Genomic DNA, 16,725 nt, shown 5'->3' with positions numbered 1-16,725 from the left:
CATTGTATAATCGTTGTCATCCATACGATATGCATACGCGGACAATAGGTGATAGACGTCTCACTTTCCTTTAACGGCGGTCTAGACGCGGAAAAGCGGCATCAGCGCGTTGCTTAACGAAGCGAATTCAGCCATATCGAGCGTTTCCCCACGACGGCGCGGATCAATGCCTACAGCATCGAGCGCCCGTTCAATTTGTTCTTTTTTCTCCTTTCCATCCGGCAAATTGTTCAGCAAGTTATTCAACAGCGTTTTGCGACGCTGAGCAAAGCTTGCCCGCACCACTTGAAAAAACACCTCTTCGTCCTCCACAGCCACAGGAGGATGGGATCGTTTCGTCAATCGGATGACAGCGGAGTCGACGTTCGGCTGTGGCATAAATACAGTGCGCGGCACCGTCATGACGACTTCCGCCTCTGTATAATATTGCACAGCGATCGTCAGCGAGCCGTAATCTTTCGTTCCCGGCTTGGCTGCAAGGCGGTCAGCTACTTCTTTTTGCATCATAACGACCATACCGCGGATCGGCAGCCTCTCGGTGAGCAGTTTCATGATGATTGGCGTCGTCACGTAATACGGCAAATTCGCCACGACCATCCGATCACTCACCTCAGCAAACTCTTCGGCAATCACCGCATGCAAATCGGCTTTTAACACATCTTGATGGATAATGCGCACATTATCATAAGCTGATAACGTATCAGCCAAAATCGGCAGCAACCGGCTGTCGATTTCAAAGGCGACCACTTTTTTGGCCCGCCGCGCCAACTGTTCGGTCAGCGCCCCAATGCCAGGCCCGATTTCAATCGCTCCGGTGTCGCCGGAAATGCCAGCAGCGTCAACAATTTTTCGTAAAATATTCGTATCGATTAAAAAGTTTTGTCCGAGGCTCTTTTTAAACGAAAAGCCGTACCGTGCCAAAATTTCTTTCGTCCGCCCCGGTGTCGCAATATCTTTATGCATCGCCTGCCTCCTCCTGCATCACTTGTGCCAACGCCGCATAAAAGGCATCTCGAGAAATACGGAACACTTTTAGCCGCTTATGAAACTGTCGGCCGTTGGCATAGCCGATTTTCAGCTCCTCCCCAAGGCGCAACCGTCGACGACGCGCCATCTCTCCACCGACTAATCCGGCCTCGATCAACTCGGCAAATGTAATTTCTTCTTGCCAATCCGCCACCTCTTCATATACGTTGGCGAGCGCTTGGCGAATTTCATCGGGAGAGGCATGCTCGACCCCAACGCCTTTGCCGTTTTTCGCTTTTGCCGCTTCGCGCGACAAAAATGCATGTTTGCATCCCGGCACCTGCTCGGCAATCGTCCTGCGAATCTTTTCACCAGGGAAATCTGGATCGGTAAAAATAATCACGCCGCGCCGTTCTTTTGCCAGCTTAATTCGTTCAATGACATCCATCCCTACTGCGGCTCCATTGGTTTCGATTGTATCGGCATCAACGGCACGTCGGATCGCCGCTGTATCATCTTTTCCTTCCACGACAATGACTTCCTTAATTTTCATCACATCATTGCAGAAATATGGCGGAATAAGAGTTTTTTCCTATTTCTGCAATGCCTCCTTTCCGGTAAAATAAATAGTACGATGAACCTTCACCGCTATTGCTCCATTTCCCTTTTATTTTTTTCAATTCTGTTGAAACTTTTTTCCGATTATAACGTCTAATTAGACAGAAGTGGTGAAGTGCGCATTGTCTCGGCACAATGTCATTATAACGAAAAAAAGCAGAGGGAAAAAACCCTCCGCTCTGTTCTTCGAGTGCATTTCTATGGCAATACCCGTATTTTGACGCGCTTTCTTCCCCAACGCATCGCATCTGACTCTTCCGGGAAAAATACATCAATTTCGTATCCTTTAATGCCTGAGCCGGTGTCAGCGGCAATGGCATATCCGTATCCTTCCACATATACCTTCGACCCAAGGGGGATGATGGATGGGTCGACAGCAATGACTTTAGTGGAAGGATTTTGACGCAAGTTAACGCCTGTTCTCGTTACGCCTGAACAGCCTTTGCAATAGGCCGTATAGGCAGTGGCAGTAACATAAAATGTCTTCGCAGCTTGATTAGATCCGCGCGAAGATGGCTGGTCGGATCTCTTAGTTTTTGTGCCAATGGCGGATGGTTTAGGTGGTTCCACCGTTTTTGTGCCGATGGCGACAATGCGCGCTTTACTTTCTTTCACCGTTTTTGTCGCAATCAATTTCCGCGCCACTTCTTTGCCGTTTTCAAACGTTACTTCATACGTTTTTTCAATTTTTCCTTTTTCTCCAGGCTCAATCACGCGTCGCTCTCCTTTTGGTAGCGAACTATCCTGTTTCGTCATCACAGCAAAGTCAACAGGCTCTTCCACTACATCGGTGACTTTTTTTACCCGAGTGATGTGAATCGTCATTTGTTCTTTGACCTTTTCTTGCAAGGAAGGCTCAATTCGATCGAGTTCGCCCAGCTCAATTCCTTGCTGCTTCAAAAAGTCAGCGACCGTAGTCGAAGTTGTCCATGCCTGTTGCTGTTTACCACCAACATTGACGCGGACAGGAAATGCTTTTTCAACACCAATGTCCATGCCTTTTTTGATTTTCGCCGAAAGTGTTGGCGTCACTTTATCGTACGGCCCGACCGCCACGTGTTGCGAACGGAGCAGTTCCTCAACTGTGTCAGCTGTCGTCCACACTTTTTTCGCTTTCCCATTTACCGTCAATGTCACTTCTTTGCTTGCTTCCCAAATGATATGCAGATCATCAGTAATCGGTGTATTTAAAGACGGATATACGTAATCTTCCTTGCGCGGCCGAATGCCTTGCTCTTCAAGCAACTCCTTTACATTCTCCGCATGAGTACGAATTTCTTGTTTTTTCCCATTGGCGGTTAACGTCACATCGTCTTTCGCCATCTCATACCCAGCGACCCCTGTTGTCGCGGAGATAGCAAGAAATCCACTCGCCGTAGCGGTCACGTTTTTCCTCCATAAGTCTAACCATTTCCTACCGTTTGGTGCCATGAAATGAAACGCCTCCTTTTCCTCCGAGATTCCCCTCTCCCTCTAACGTGTACTCACGAGCACACTCTTTTATGCAGAAAATTCAGTGAAAAAGGAAGGAAGACTTGTCGACATCTGATTGGCCCATATTGGCTAAATTTGTAGAACTTTTTCGTCTCCTCTGTTCTTTCGACAAGCCTCCCCATCATTTGATGCCTAATTTTAGCGGTCGATGGCGAACAATCTTTTGGCATTTTCCATCGTTGTTTTCGCCACTTCGTCAAAAGAAACGTTTTTAATCTCCGCGATCGCCTCGGCAACATATTTGACATAGCTCGGCTCGTTTCGTTTTCCGCGGAAAGGGTGAGGCGTTAGATACGGACAATCAGTCTCAATCAATAAATGGCTGAGCGGAATTTCCTTTGCCACTTCCTTCGGCTTTTTCGCATTTTTAAACGTGACCGGACCACCAAGGGAAATGAGAAAATTCATTTCGATACATTGTCTCGCTACTTCGACACTACCACTAAAACAATGCATAATGCCGCCTACTTCGGCGGCGTTTTCTTCTTGTAAAATTTTTAAAATATCCGCCGTTGCCTCACGATTATGAATGATGATTGGAAGCTTTACTTTTTTTGCTAGGGCAATTTGCCGGCGAAATACATCTTGTTGGACATCTTTTGGTGATTTATCCCAATGGTAATCAAGCCCCATCTCGCCAAGTGCCACCACTTTCGGATGGGAGGCGAGCTGCTCAATCATCTGTAGGTCGTCATCGGTCATGTCAATCGCATCGACCGGATGCCAGCCAACCGCTGCGTAAATAAATGGATACCGCTCAGCCAGCTCAATCGCCCGGTCAATCGTCAGGCGGTCAAATCCGACAACAACAATATACGAAACCCCTTCAGCACGGGCGCGCTCAATGACTTGTTCTAAATCTTCTTCATATTGGACCGCATTCAAATGCGCGTGCGTATCAAAAAGCATACAACTACCCTCTTTTCCACCTTGTTGATAAGTGTAGCATAGAAATTGATTACGTATATCACAGTTCATTAACATTTACATTACAAAATAACGACAAGGAGGTGTCAAGGTCGACACCCCCTCGCCGATTAAGCGATTATGTTATTTAATTTTTGTTCCGTTTGGCACATGTTGATCGACGGTCGCCAGTGAAAACTCTCCGCCGTTACCGCCGGCCAAAATCATTCCTTCCGACCACTCACCGCGCAGTTTGGCCGGTTTTAAATTGGCGACGCAAATGACCTTTTTGCCGATGAGTTCCTCTGGTTTGTAAAATTCAGCGATACCAGAGATGACTTGCCGTTTCTCGCCGCCAAGATCAAGTTGGAGCTTCAACAGCTTATTGGCGTTTTTCATCCGTTCAGCATGCACGACTTCAGCAACGCGCAAGTCAACTTTGGCAAACTCATCAATTGAGATTTCAGCCGTCTCAGCCGCTTGCTTCTCCTCTTTAACGGGTTCCACCGCCGGCTTGCCGCCTTGCATATGCGCCTTAATGTACTCGACTTCCGCTTCAATATCAAGGCGCGGGAACAGTGGTTCTCCTTTTTGCACGTTTGTTCCTTCCGGAATGAGCCCGAACTCGTACAAGCTATCCCACTCTTTTAATGAACGGTCGGCAATGCCGAGCTGGGCAAAAATGCGCTCTGGCGTGCGTGTCAAAAACGGCTGCAACAGCACTGCCGTATGGCGGAGCGACTCGGCTAGGTGGGTCATGACAGAAGCAAGCTCTTCCCGTTTGCTTTCATCTTTGGCCAATACCCATGGCTGCGTCTCATCAATGTATTTGTTCGTCCGGCCAATCAGTTGCCAAACCGAAGCAAGGGCAACGGAAAACTCCATCCGTTCCATCGCTTCCTCATACTGACGGACCACCTCACGCGCCGTTTGTACCAGCTCTTCGTCAAACGGCGTTTTCGGACCGCGGTACGGCGGAATCACCCCATCAAAATATTTCTTAATCATCGCTACTGTACGATTCAATAAATTGCCTAGGTCATTGGCTAAATCGTAGTTGATGCGCTCAATAAATCCTTCCGGCGTGAATACGCCGTCAGAACCGAACGGCACTTCCCTGAGTAAATAATAACGAAGCGCATCGAGTCCGTATCGATCGATCAACGTCACCGGGTCAACGACATTGCCTTTCGATTTCGACATTTTCCCGTCTTTCATGAGCAGCCAGCCATGACCGAATACTTTTTTCGGCAGCGGCAAGTCAAGCGCCATGAGCATAATCGGCCAATAAATCGTATGAAAGCGGATGATTTCCTTGCCGACTAAATGGACATCGGCCGGCCAATATTTGCGGAACTTTTCATCATTGTCCGTGCCGTAACCGAGCGCTGTAATATAGTTGGCAAGCGCGTCAATCCAGACGTAAATGACATGTTTCGGATCGCCCGGCACTTTAATGCCCCAGTCAAACGTCGTCCGCGACACAGCTAAATCTTCAAGCCCCGGCTTAATAAAATTGTTAATCATTTCGTTTTTCCGCGATTCCGGCTGGATGAAATCTGGATTTTCCTCATAATATTGAAGCAAACGGTCGACGTATTTGCTCATTCGGAAAAAGTACGACTGCTCTTTCACTTTTTCAACCGGACGACCACAGTCCGGGCAGTTGCCGTCGACAAGCTGCCGCTCAGTGTAAAACGATTCGCATGGCGTGCAATACCATCCTTCATATTCACCTAAATAAATATCCCCTTGTTCGACAAGACGCGCGAAAATCTTTTCGACTACTTTTTTATGCCGCTCCTGCGTTGTACGGATGAAATCGTCATAAGAAATGTCGAGCTTTTTCCATAGCTCCTGAATGCCAGCGACGATCTCATCGACATATTGCTGCGGCGTTACTCCTTTTTCCTCCGCCTTGCGTTGAATTTTTTGCCCGTGCTCATCGGTTCCCGTCAAATACATAACATCGTAACCGCGCATCCGTTTATAGCGCGCTAGCGTATCCCCCGCCACTGTTGTATAAGCATGGCCGATGTGCAATTTGTCGCTCGGATAATAAATCGGCGTCGTCAAATAAAACGTCTTTTTCTCCATCAGTTAGGCCCTCCCTCGTACTGTTAAGCACAAAAACCCCCGATCTGGCGACGGGAGCGGTGTTACTTCTATTTTACATAATTTTTTCATTCCACAAAAACATCTATTTCTCCTCAGTGGAAAAAATATACCCAAATGGCCAAAAATACGACCTTATTTTTGAAATGAGTCGCGAATTTATTATACAAGGATAGATTTTCAACGACCCAAATCATTCATTTTTCCTTTTATCCATTGGCAAGTTTTTTTTTGAAATAACAACATACATTTTTTTAAAATTTTACATATTAAAGGATTGACGCTTAATGGAAACACTGATATGATTAGGGTGTAGGAAATTTGTCGAATATTGACGAATAAACGCAAAAATTATTTCGGAGAGGAGAAAAGACGATGAAATCGACAGGGATTGTACGTAAAGTCGATGAGCTGGGCCGCGTCGTCATCCCGATTGAGTTGCGCCGTACGTTAGATATTAATGAAAAAGATGCATTAGAGATTTATGTCGACGACGACCGCATCATTTTGAAAAAATATAAACCGAACATGACCTGCGTTGTCACAGGCGAAGTTTCGGACGACAACTTTAAATTAGCCGGCGGTAAAATCATTTTAAGCCGCGAAGGAGCAGAAATTTTGCTTCAGGAGATCCGTCAGCACTTACAAGACTCAACGGACAGCGAATAAAAAAAGAGTTTCTCTGGTTTCTCAGAGAAACTCTTTTTTCTCTTTCTGCCGATGGTACTGTTGATAGACGTCGCGTTTCGACATTTTTCGATCACCAGCTGCCTGTTTCACTGCTTCCTTTACGGAAAGACCATGTTCACTAACATAATAATCGACATGTTCAACCAGTGAAAGCGACTGCCACCACGTTTCTTCCTCCCGCTCAGGTTCACTTCCGTTCTGTGCCCCTTCAACAACAATACAAAACTCACCGCGAATGTCAGTTGTCTCCGCCCAAGCGATGGCCTCGCTTAAATCGCCGCGGATGAATTCCTCAAACCGTTTGGTCAATTCTCGACAAAGAGCAACACGCCGCTCGCCGAACACATCGTACATAGCCGCCAACGTTTCTTTTAAGCGGTGAGGAGCCTCATAAAAAACCAACGTCTCTGCTGCTGTTTTTAACGACAACAACTGTTCCCGCTTCTCTTTTTTCGCTCGTTCCAAAAAACCGACGAACAAAAAGCGGCCGGTCGGTAGCCCAGAGGCGACAAGCGCCGTTAACGCTGCGTTCGCCCCAGGGAGGGGAACGACGCGGCACCGTTCCGCCAACGCGGCGACAATAAGTTCATATCCGGGGTCGGAAATGCCCGGCATACCCGCGTCACTCACTAACGCTACGTTTTTCCCTTCCTTCAGCCATTCGACAAGCTGCCGACCGCTGGCATATTTATTATGTTCATGATAACTAACAAGCGGCGTATGAATGTCGAAATGAGACAACAGTTTTTTCGTCTGCCTTGTGTCTTCCGCGGCGATCACATCTGCTTCCCGCAATGTTCGTACCGCACGGAACGTCATATCTTCCAAGTTGCCAATCGGCGTTGGCACGATATACAGCGTTCCTTGCCCCATTTGTTCGACAAAGCTTTTTTGTTGCCAAAGCATTCGTGTTCCGCCCCTTTTACGGTGAAATAATCCCATATAAGATGCGCTTCATTTCTTCTGTATATTCGTTGTTCTCATCATAAACGACAAGCGGAGGCAACACTTTTAAATCTGGACTGGCATCTTTCATTCCTTCAATTAAAATCATATTTGCCTCTTTTCCTGCTTTTGGATAGACAAAACGGAGCCGTTTCGGCTCAAGCCGGTATTGGCGCATAAGCATTACAATATCAAGCAGCCGCCCCGGCCGGTGAACGAACGCCGCCTTTCCTCCTTGCTTCAACAATTGGCTGCTGACGCGAACAGCATCTTCTAATGTACAATAAATTTCGTGGCGGGCGATGGCCAAGTGCTCATTTTTGCTCAGCTCATCCTGGCCGGCAGTTGGAAAATACGGAGGATTGCACGTAACGACATCGTATCGGCTGTAACCGATTTGCTGCGGCGCCTCTTTAATATCGCCGTGTATAATCTCAATTTGTTCTTCTAGTCCGTTATATTGTATGCTTCGCCTCGCCATGTCGCAAAGTCGTTCCTGAATTTCAATACCGATAATCGTTCCTTTTGTCCGTTGGCTCAGCAACAATGGGATCACCCCATTGCCCGTGCATAAATCGACGATTTGCCCTTTTTGAATGGGCAAATAGGCAAAATGGGCGAGCAGCACCGCATCAAGGGAAAAGGAAAACACAGATGGGCTCTGAATGATGCGGAGCTCCTCATTGAACAAATAATCAAGTCGTTCATCCCCGTACAATTCCACCATCACACACGATCCTCCATTGAAAAAAATAACCTTTCCGAAGCGGAAAGGGTTGCACTATCTTTATTTTTTGTTTAAAAACGATAAGCAAAACAAACAATCGCCTTCCGTGCGTACACTTCCGTAGTGGACGTGGCAAATATGAAACCCTTCTTGATAAAGGCGAGCTAAATTGTCATATCCTTCGCCGATGTCGACCGGCTTTTTGCCATGCTTCGTCTCTTTTCGTTTTTCTTCTTCCCACGCTTCCGCCAGCTGCTCAAGCCGCCGGCGCAGATGAGCGTTTTCGATTTGCAGCTGGTGGTTTTCCTCTAGCAGCTCGGATACACGCTGTTTCAGCTGCACAAGCTCGCGGTAAAAATGGCTCAGATGCTCTTCCATGTTTGCCACTGATTGAAATACTTCTTTTTTATCTACCTTTTCCACATGGCCCCACCCCAAATTAATCTGCGACACGAATCGATAACGTTCCGTCCTTCATCAACTCATCAAGCGTATATTCAACGACCCGGCCGTGCTCTGGCAATTCGATTTGCAACACCCGCTCTAAAATGTTCAAACCGACGACTTTACCAAAGCCATAAGGTGTCTCAACATACTCTCCTAAATCGGGGAGCTGCTCTTTCGCCGTTTCATACTCTTCACTCTCATATTTCAAGCAGCACATCAACCGTCCACACAACCCGGAAATTTTCGTCGGATTCAGCGATAAATTCTGATCTTTCGCCATTTTGATCGACACTGGTTCAAAATCGCCAAGAAACGTCGAGCAGCAAAGCATCCGACCGCACGGGCCGATACCGCCGAGCATTTTCGCTTCATCGCGCACCCCGATTTGCCGCAGCTCGATACGTGTGCGGAAAATCGATGCCAAGTCCTTGACGAGCTCACGGAAATCGACACGCCCGTCGGCGGTAAAGTAAAAGATCACTTTATTGCGGTCAAACGTATATTCTACATCAACGAGCTTCATCTCGAGTCCGTGCTCTTCCACCTTACGCAAGCAAATGTCATACGCCTCGCGCGCCGCTTTTTTATTTTCTTCAACGACCCATTTATCTTTTTCGTTCGCCACTCGGATTACTTTTTTGAGCGGCAGCACGATATCGTTTTCATCAACTTGTTTATTGGCGATGACTACTTTTCCGTATTCAATGCCACGCGCCGTCTCGACAATGACAAACTCACCGGCAGGAATGACAAAATCGCCTGGGTCAAAATAATAAATTTTTCCCGCCTTTTTAAAGCGGACGCCGACTACAGTATACAACGGTTCTCCCTCCTTTACCGCTTTAATTGAAGAGCCAACTGCTCCATCAGCAGCGCCGTGCTCATATTCGTCATATTTAAACGTGCTTTTGCCTGTAAAATCGCCTCCATGCCATCTAAAACCCGTCGCTGTGGGCAAGAAAGCGCCCAACGCTGCAGGCGGTCAAGCTCATCCCGGTATAATGCGCTATCCTTCCGTCCAGCTTGAATGTGCAACAAATCGCGGTATATATATAAAAGCAAATCAAGCCCGAGGTTGAGCTGATGCTTTTCCGGAAAATGCGAAAGTAAACGGTCGTGGATAAAAAACAGAAGCTGCAACTCTGGCTTGCCAAGCATCTCATATAATTGTAGCACTAATGTTCGTGCCTCGGCAAACCAACGATCTTGGCTGAGCGCCAACGCCTCGTCGTAGCTATTTGTTAAGTGAGCGGCGAGCAACGCCAACGTCAGCGGCACACGCTCTTTAACGAGCTGATCGGCGAGTTCTGCCGGCGGCAGCGGCCGGAAGGAAAGTACTTGACAGCGGGAAATGACCGTTTCTAACAATCGATGGTATTGCTCGGTCAACAACACCGCCACCGTTCCCGGATGCGGTTCCTCTAAAAATTTTAGAAGGCTGTTAGCAGCGCTTGTCGTCATTTGATCGGCGTGTTCGACAATATACATTTTTTTGTCGGACTCCACTGCCGTTTTCGTGAACTCCTGTTGCAACCATTCGATTTGTTCTTTCTTAATCGATCCGCCATCCGGGCTGATTACCCGAACGTCCGGATGGTTACCGGATTCAATGCGTCGGCAGTTGCGGCATTCCAAGCACGGGGCAATTCCTGACGGGGATAGACAAAATAAGCTTTTTGCCAACAACAAACTGGCTGCCTTTTTTCCCGTCCCCCGCTGTCCCTCAAACAAGTACGCATGGGAAATCCGCCCTTTTTCAAGGCCGCTTTGCAGCATTTTCGCCACTACTGGCTGGCGTTTTGCTAGCTGTTCCCATTGCATCGCCATCACTCTTTCTCATTTCTTATTTTCTATTCTATCATGTCCAGCATGAATCATCACGATTGGATTCATGGAAATGACGCTTTGATCCTTCAAGGCGGGAGAGCACCGTCGCCACCGTCTCGGAAAACACATCATCGAGTGGTCGGCTTGCATCAATAACAACGATCCGTTCAGCAAACCGCTTCGCCAACTTCCGATATCCTTCCCTTACCTTATCATGGAAAGACAATGTTTCAAGATCAAGCCGGTTCACTTCCCGTTCCCGGTTTTGCCGAATCCGTTCGAGCCCGATTTGCGGATCAATATCAAAATAAACCGTCAACGACGGCATATATCCGTCAATGGCAAACTCGTTAATTTTCCATACCTCTTCAACACCAAGCCCGCGAGCAAATCCTTGGTAGGCGAGTGAGCTGTCAACAAATCGGTCACACAGCACAACGCGACCAGCCTCAAGCGCCGGAACAATTTTCTCAAGCAAATGCTGTCGCCTCGCCGCTGCATACAAAAGTGCTTCCGTTCGTCCATCCATTTCCGTATACTCGCGATTTAAAATGAGTGCGCGAATCGCCTCGGCGATGCGCACTCCACCAGGCTCCCTCGTTACCATTACGTCAAAGCCTCGCTCGCGCAAAAATGACTCAAGCTTGCCAATCATCGTTGTTTTTCCGGCCCCTTCCGGCCCTTCAAACGAAAAAAAATACCCGTTCATTGCCCGTAGCATCCTTTCCATCATCAAAGTTCGTATACGACAAGCAACCCATCCCTGAGCCGGCTTCCGCCTTGGATATGCGCCTGATGGTGGAGGAATTGGCGAATTTGTTCAATATGGCTGCGGTCGATCCGTTCCCCAATCCACATAAGCGGCACCCCAGGTGGATATGGAATAACCGTTTCCGCCGCCACATACCCTTCTGCCTCCTCTAAAGCGACCACTTTTTTCCGTACATCACGCAGCTCATCATACGGAACTAATACTGACAACGGCGAGCGTAACAACGGGAAAGAGCCAAACAGCGGTACCTGACCAGTCGGCAACCCGCACCACGCCCGTTTCATTTTGTCCACTGTCTCTATAAGCTGTCCGTTCGCAGCAAGTGGACAAACGAGTAGAACGTTCAACGGATCGGCCAGTTCCGCAAACACCCCTTCGCGTTCAAGCCGATGCTGTAGTTCATACCCTGTCAGCGAACTGCGCGTTTGCACCGTCACTTTTAGCGGATCGATTTGCACATCAGGATGTCGGGAAGAAACAACCGTCACCCCAGCAATATCATTCAACGCCGTCTTGAACTCTTCAATTTTCTCCACAATCGCCTCCACACCATCTTCCATAAGCTTAGCAACATAGCTGCGAGCTAAATCAAGCGACGCCATAATCGGGTACGACGGGCTGCTCGATTGAAACAGCTGCAAAAAATATTTCAACCGCTCTACATCGATACGCCCACTGTTCACATGTAAAAATGCCCCCATCGTCATTGCCGGCAGCGTTTTATGAGCCGACTGCACGACCATATCGGCACCGCAGGCAAGCGCTGACTTCGGAAACGGAGGACCAACAACAAAATGGGCACCATGCGCTTCATCGACTAACACGGGGATCCCATGGTCGTGAGCTAGACGGACGATTTCCGTTAAATCAATTGACATGCCATAATAATTCGGATTCGTCAATACGAGGGCGGCAGCGTCTCGATGAAGGGCAAGCGCCTCTTTGACAGTCTCCATGCAAACGTGCGAAGCAACACGCATATCACTGTCAAACTCAGGGGAAAGAAGAACAGGGGTTGCTCCCATTAACTGCAGTGCATGCATCACAGATTTATGGCAGTTTCGCTGTACAATGACTTTTCGCTTCTTTTCATCACATACGGCAGCAATCATTGCCAAATTTCCGGACGTCGATCCGTTTACAAGGAAAAACGTTTCCTCAGCACCATAAAGTTCAGCTGCCAATGCTTGTGCCTCAGCAATGACTGATTCCGGATGGTGCAAATCGTCAAGTCCCGAAATCTCCGTCACATCCAACGCCAATAATGACGAAAATACATCCTCCGCCCGTTTCGGAAATATGGCCCCATATTTATGGCCCGGCACATGGAACGAAACTGGACGGCGTGCCCAATGGCGCGTTAACGCGTCATATAACGGGGTTTTCGCTTGATTCATTGTAATCCTCTTTCCTTGTTGCTCTTTTGCATACATAAGAAACACGACAGATATCTGAATAAAAACGGGAAACCATTAGATATGTAACGGGAAACAACAAAATAATATTAACACGAACCGTCTCGAAAAGAAACGCGTACAAGGCACCTACGACCGTTTCGGCACAAGGCAGGCCAAATAAAAACAGGCCTGATCCAGGCCTTTACGAATAAATTTTGGATGTCATCATTTTCCGTAACTGCTGCACATAAAATGCATAATTCGGATCATCTGTATTCGTTTGTACGATCGCCTGATGGCAATCTACGCAAAGAAAATGGCCAAAAAGAAAAATACCTTCCGCTTTTTCTTGTTCACAAACAATGCACACTTTTTCGCGTTTATTTTTGTCGATCACCGATACCCTCACGTTCTCCACCTCCCATCCTCTATGTTTCCCGTATTGATAACATTCTATACTAGTAGATGGAAAGATTGAACGTGTCTCAGGGCACTTGCCAAGCAGAAACTTGAAAAAATGGCAAAAAATAAAAGCAGCTAATCGTGCATGAAACATGATTAGCTGCTTTCTCGTAGCCTAGCAGCGACCTACTCTTGCAGGGGCGCTGGCCCCAACTACCATCGGCGCTGGAGAGCTTAACTTCCGTGTTCGGGATGGGAACGGGTGTTTCCTCTCCGCTATCACCACTAGGCAATATGAAGTTGTGGGATCATTCCCTCAAAACTAGATAACCGTTTGGTGGGAAGAAGCCTCCGCTTGTCGTACTGTCTAGCTCCGGCCGCCATCGGCTCGCGACGCTTCGGTCCTGCTGTGGCGGCGACAGCCTCCTCGCAGGCCCTCCAGCGCGTCTCGCCGATAGGCGGGCGGCCTCCGCTTTTCTAGGTTAAGCCCTCGATCGATTAGTATCCGTCAGCTCCACGTGTCGCCACGCTTCCACCTCGGACCTATCAACCTCGTCATCTTCGAGGGATCTTACTCGCCTAACGCGATGGGAAATCTCATCTTGAGGGGGGCTTCACGCTTAGATGCTTTCAGCGCTTATCCCTTCCGCACATAGCTACCCAGCGGTGCCCCTGGCGGGACAACTGGTACACCAGCGGTGCGTCCATCCCGGTCCTCTCGTACTAAGGACAGCTCCTCTCAAATTTCCTACGCCCACGACGGATAGGGACCGAACTGTCTCACGACGTTCTGAACCCAGCTCGCGTACCGCTTTAATGGGCGAACAGCCCAACCCTTGGGACCGACTACAGCCCCAGGATGCGATGAGCCGACATCGAGGTGCCAAACCTCCCCGTCGATGTGGACTCTTGGGGGAGATCAGCCTGTTATCCCCGGGGTAGCTTTTATCCGTTGAGCGATGGCCCTTCCATGCGGAACCACCGGATCACTAAGCCCGACTTTCGTCCCTGCTCGACCTGTCCGTCTCGCAGTCAAGCTCCCTTGTGCCTTTGCACTCTCCGAATGATTTCCAACCATTCTGAGGGAACCTTTGGGCGCCTCCGTTACCTTTTGGGAGGCGACCGCCCCAGTCAAACTGCCCACCTGACACTGTCTCCCACCCCGATAAGGGGTGCGGGTTAGAATTTCAATACCGCCAGGGTGGTATCCCACCGACGCCTCCACCGAAGCTGGCGCTCCGGCTTCCCTGGCTCCCACCTATCCTGTACAAGCGATACCAAAATTCCATATCAGGCTGCAGTAAAGCTCCACGGGGTCTTTCCGTCCTGTCGCGGGTAACCTGCATCTTCACAGGTAGTATAATTTCACCGGGTCTCTCGTTGAGACAGTGCCCAAGTCGTTACACCTTTCGTGCGGGTCGGAACTTACCCGACAAGGAATTTCGCTACCTTAGGACCGTTATAGTTACGGCCGCCGTTTACTGGGGCTTCGGTTCGCACCTTCGCTTGCGCTAAGCGCTCCCCTTAACCTTCCAGCACCGGGCAGGTGTCAGCCCCTATACTTCGCCTTTCGGCTTCGCAGAGACCTGTGTTTTTGATAAACAGTCGCTTGGGCCTTTTCACTGCGGCTCTTCGGGGCTCATCACCCCAAAGAGCACCCCTTCTCCCGAAGTTACGGGGTCATTTTGCCGAGTTCCTTAACGAGAGTTCTCCCGCGCGCCTTAGGATTCTCTCCTCGCCTACCTGTGTCGGTTTGCGGTACGGGCACCTCTTCCCTCGCTAGAGGCTTTTCTTGGCAGTGTGGAATCAGGGACTTCCGGATCAAATCCGTCGCCATCACAGCTCAGCCTTTACGGCCAGCGGATTTGCCTACTGGCCAGCCTTACTGCTTGGACAGGCTCTTCCAGCCGCCTGCTCACCCTATCCTCCTGCGTCCCCCCATCGCTCAAACGGGAAGGAGGTGGTACAGGAATCTCAACCTGTTGTCCATCACCTACGCCTTTCGGCCTCGGCTTAGGTCCCGACTAACCCTGAGCGGACGAACCTTCCTCAGGAACCCTTAGGCTTTCGGCGCAGAGGATTCTCACCTCTGTTTTCGCTACTCATACCGGCATTCTCACTTCTAAGCGCTCCACCAGTCCTTCCGGTCTGGCTTCGATGCCCTTAGAACGCTCCCCTACCGATGACCAACGGTCATCCCGCAGCTTCGGCGGCACGTTTAGCCCCGGTACATTTTCGGCGCAGAGTCACTCGACCAGTGAGCTATTACGCACTCTTTAAATGGTGGCTGCTTCTAAGCCAACATCCTGGTTGTCTTCGCAACTCCACATCCTTTTCCACTGAACGTGCACTTGGGGGCCTTAGCTGGCGATCTGGGCTGTTTCCCTCTTGACCACGGATCTTATCACTCGTAGTCTGACTCCCAAGGATAAGTCATTGGCATTCGGAGTTTGACTGGGTTCGGTAACCCGATGAGGGCCCCTAGCCCAATCAGTGCTCTACCTCCAAGACTCTCACCTTGAGGCTAGCCCTAAAGCTATTTCGGGGAGAACCAGCTATCTCCAAGTTCGATTGGCATTTCACCCCTACCCACACCTCATCCCCGCACTTTTCAACGTACGTGGGTTCGGGCCTCCAGCCGGTGTTACCCGGCCTTCACCCTGGACATGGGTAGATCACCTGGTTTCGGGTCGACGACGACGTACTCAAACGCCCTATTCAGACTCGCTTTCGCTGCGGCTCCGCCTCTTCGGCTTAACCTCGCACGCCATCGTCACTCGCCGGTTCATTCTACAAAAGGCACGCCATCACCCATGAACGGGCTCTGACTACTTGTAGGCACACGGTTTCAGGTTCTCTTTCACTCCCCTTCCGGGGTGCTTTTCACCTTTCCCTCACGGTACTGGTTCACTATCGGTCACTAGGGAGTATTTAGCCTTGGGAGATGGTCCTCCCTGCTTCCGACGGGATTTCCCGTGTCCCGCCGTACTCAGGAGCCGCTCGGGAGGGAACGAAGTTTCGACTACAGGGCTGTCACCTTCTCTGGCCGGCCGTTCCAGACCGGTTCGTCTACCCCGTTCCTTTCTCACTCCCATCTGAGCGGTCCTACAACCCCAAGAGGCACGCCTCTTGGTTTGGGCTGTTCCCGTTTCGCTCGCCGCTACTCAGGGAATCGCATTTGCTTTCTTCTCCTCCGGGTACTAAGATGTTTCAGTTCCCCGGGTGTGCCCTCCATGCCCTATGGATTCAGGCATGGATCCTGCCCCATTACGGGCAGGGGGTTTCCCCATTCGGACATCTCCGGATCAACGCTTGCTTACAGCTCCCCGAAGCGTTTCGGCGTTTGCCCCGTCCTTCATCGGCTCCTAGTGCCAAGGCATCCACCGTGCGCCCTTTCTAGCTTAACCTACAGCGCGTTT

At 49.5% G+C, this 16,725-nt stretch carries 14 protein-coding genes and 2 rRNA genes; 1 reads left to right on the top strand and 15 read right to left on the bottom strand.

Annotated features, from left to right (window positions below; translation table 11 throughout):
* Window positions 1-81 precede the first annotated feature (81 nt).
* The 5 genes from rsmA to metG form a co-directional block, all read right to left on the bottom strand.
* Entirely contained in the window at window positions 82-963 is an 882-nt protein-coding gene (gene rsmA, locus IC804_RS10010) for a 16S rRNA (adenine(1518)-N(6)/adenine(1519)-N(6))-dimethyltransferase RsmA (RefSeq protein WP_011886604.1), read from the bottom strand.
* Entirely contained in the window at window positions 956-1,519 is a 564-nt protein-coding gene (gene rnmV / locus IC804_RS10005) for a ribonuclease M5 (RefSeq protein ID WP_041264782.1), read from the bottom strand. Before rnmV ends, rsmA begins: the two co-directional genes overlap by 8 nt.
* Window positions 1,520-1,782: 263 nt before the next feature.
* A complete protein-coding gene (locus IC804_RS10000; RefSeq protein ID WP_008881681.1) occupies window positions 1,783-3,015 on the bottom strand; it encodes a G5 and 3D domain-containing protein in 1,233 nt (410 codons plus the stop codon).
* Window positions 3,016-3,216: 201 nt separating this feature from the next.
* Window positions 3,217-3,987 (bottom strand): TatD family hydrolase, encoded by a 771-nt coding sequence (locus IC804_RS09995; protein ID WP_008881680.1) that lies wholly within the window; start codon window positions 3,985-3,987, stop codon window positions 3,217-3,219.
* A gap of 141 nt (window positions 3,988-4,128) precedes the next feature.
* Window positions 4,129-6,081: a methionine--tRNA ligase gene (gene metG / locus IC804_RS09990; protein WP_008881679.1), complete on the bottom strand. Its 1,953-nt coding sequence runs from the start codon at window positions 6,079-6,081 to the stop codon at window positions 4,129-4,131.
* Between the two features lie 393 nt (window positions 6,082-6,474).
* On the opposite strand from metG, the gene IC804_RS09985 reads away from it, so the two are divergent.
* A complete protein-coding gene (locus IC804_RS09985; RefSeq protein ID WP_008881678.1) occupies window positions 6,475-6,768 on the top strand; it encodes a transition state genes transcriptional regulator AbrB in 294 nt (97 codons plus the stop codon).
* Window positions 6,769-6,789: 21 nt separating this feature from the next.
* On the opposite strand, the gene rsmI is transcribed toward IC804_RS09985, so the two are convergent.
* From rsmI to IC804_RS09935, 10 genes are all read right to left on the bottom strand, one after another.
* Window positions 6,790-7,695, bottom strand: a complete 906-nt coding sequence (rsmI, locus tag IC804_RS09980) for a 16S rRNA (cytidine(1402)-2'-O)-methyltransferase (RefSeq protein ID WP_011886600.1) — start codon at window positions 7,693-7,695, stop codon at window positions 6,790-6,792.
* Between the two features lie 16 nt (window positions 7,696-7,711).
* Window positions 7,712-8,461, bottom strand: coding sequence for a tRNA1(Val) (adenine(37)-N6)-methyltransferase (locus IC804_RS09975; RefSeq protein WP_008881676.1), 750 nt, complete (start codon window positions 8,459-8,461; stop codon window positions 7,712-7,714).
* 60 nt (window positions 8,462-8,521) lie between these two features.
* On the bottom strand, window positions 8,522-8,839 hold the full coding sequence (gene yabA / locus IC804_RS09970) for a DNA replication initiation control protein YabA (RefSeq protein ID WP_049756685.1): 318 nt from the start codon (window positions 8,837-8,839) through the stop codon (window positions 8,522-8,524).
* 61 nt (window positions 8,840-8,900) lie between these two features.
* Window positions 8,901-9,728 (bottom strand): PSP1 domain-containing protein, encoded by an 828-nt coding sequence (locus tag IC804_RS09965; RefSeq protein ID WP_008881674.1) that lies wholly within the window; start codon window positions 9,726-9,728, stop codon window positions 8,901-8,903.
* A 14-nt stretch (window positions 9,729-9,742) separates the two neighbouring features.
* Complete coding sequence (gene holB, locus IC804_RS09960; RefSeq protein WP_008881673.1) at window positions 9,743-10,735, bottom strand: DNA polymerase III subunit delta'; 993 nt, start codon at window positions 10,733-10,735, stop codon at window positions 9,743-9,745.
* Window positions 10,736-10,766: 31 nt separating this feature from the next.
* Window positions 10,767-11,444: a dTMP kinase gene (gene tmk, locus IC804_RS09955; RefSeq protein ID WP_008881672.1), complete on the bottom strand. Its 678-nt coding sequence runs from the start codon at window positions 11,442-11,444 to the stop codon at window positions 10,767-10,769.
* A gap of 23 nt (window positions 11,445-11,467) precedes the next feature.
* Complete coding sequence (locus tag IC804_RS09950) at window positions 11,468-12,904, bottom strand: aminotransferase class I/II-fold pyridoxal phosphate-dependent enzyme (protein ID WP_029761809.1); 1,437 nt, start codon at window positions 12,902-12,904, stop codon at window positions 11,468-11,470.
* Window positions 12,905-13,106: 202 nt separating this feature from the next.
* Window positions 13,107-13,313 (bottom strand): sigma factor G inhibitor Gin, encoded by a 207-nt coding sequence (locus IC804_RS09945; RefSeq protein ID WP_008881670.1) that lies wholly within the window; start codon window positions 13,311-13,313, stop codon window positions 13,107-13,109.
* Window positions 13,314-13,479: 166 nt separating this feature from the next.
* Window positions 13,480-13,596: ribosomal RNA gene (gene rrf, locus IC804_RS09940) — 5S ribosomal RNA — on the bottom strand.
* Window positions 13,597-13,784: 188 nt separating this feature from the next.
* Window positions 13,785-16,713, bottom strand: a 23S ribosomal RNA gene (locus tag IC804_RS09935).
* Window positions 16,714-16,725: the final 12 nt, after the last annotated feature.

Origin of the sequence: Geobacillus sp. 47C-IIb, assembly GCF_014679705.1 — a bacterium.
GTDB lineage: Bacteria > Bacillota > Bacilli > Bacillales > Anoxybacillaceae > Geobacillus > Geobacillus thermodenitrificans.
This window is presented reverse-complemented; position numbering and strand designations above follow the sequence as displayed.

Bases quoted from the DNA above. Each gene is read 5' to 3' on its own strand.
- rsmA (WP_011886604.1), bottom strand. From the start codon at position 963: ATGCATAAAGATATTGCGACACCGGGGCGGACGAAAGAAATTTTGGCA.
- rnmV (WP_041264782.1), bottom strand. From the start codon at position 1,519: ATGAAAATTAAGGAAGTCATTGTCGTGGAAGGAAAAGATGATACAGCG.
- IC804_RS10000 (WP_008881681.1), bottom strand. From the start codon at position 3,015: ATGGCACCAAACGGTAGGAAATGGTTAGACTTATGGAGGAAAAACGTG.
- IC804_RS09995 (WP_008881680.1), bottom strand. From the start codon at position 3,987: ATGCTTTTTGATACGCACGCGCATTTGAATGCGGTCCAATATGAAGAA.
- metG (WP_008881679.1), bottom strand. From the start codon at position 6,081: ATGGAGAAAAAGACGTTTTATTTGACGACGCCGATTTATTATCCGAGC.
- IC804_RS09985 (WP_008881678.1), top strand. From the start codon at position 6,475: ATGAAATCGACAGGGATTGTACGTAAAGTCGATGAGCTGGGCCGCGTC.
- rsmI (WP_011886600.1), bottom strand. From the start codon at position 7,695: ATGCTTTGGCAACAAAAAAGCTTTGTCGAACAAATGGGGCAAGGAACG.
- IC804_RS09975 (WP_008881676.1), bottom strand. From the start codon at position 8,461: ATGGTGGAATTGTACGGGGATGAACGACTTGATTATTTGTTCAATGAG.
- yabA (WP_049756685.1), bottom strand. From the start codon at position 8,839: ATGGAAGAGCATCTGAGCCATTTTTACCGCGAGCTTGTGCAGCTGAAA.
- holB (WP_008881673.1), bottom strand. From the start codon at position 10,735: ATGGCGATGCAATGGGAACAGCTAGCAAAACGCCAGCCAGTAGTGGCG.
- tmk (WP_008881672.1), bottom strand. From the start codon at position 11,444: ATGAACGGGTATTTTTTTTCGTTTGAAGGGCCGGAAGGGGCCGGAAAA.
- IC804_RS09950 (WP_029761809.1), bottom strand. From the start codon at position 12,904: ATGAATCAAGCGAAAACCCCGTTATATGACGCGTTAACGCGCCATTGG.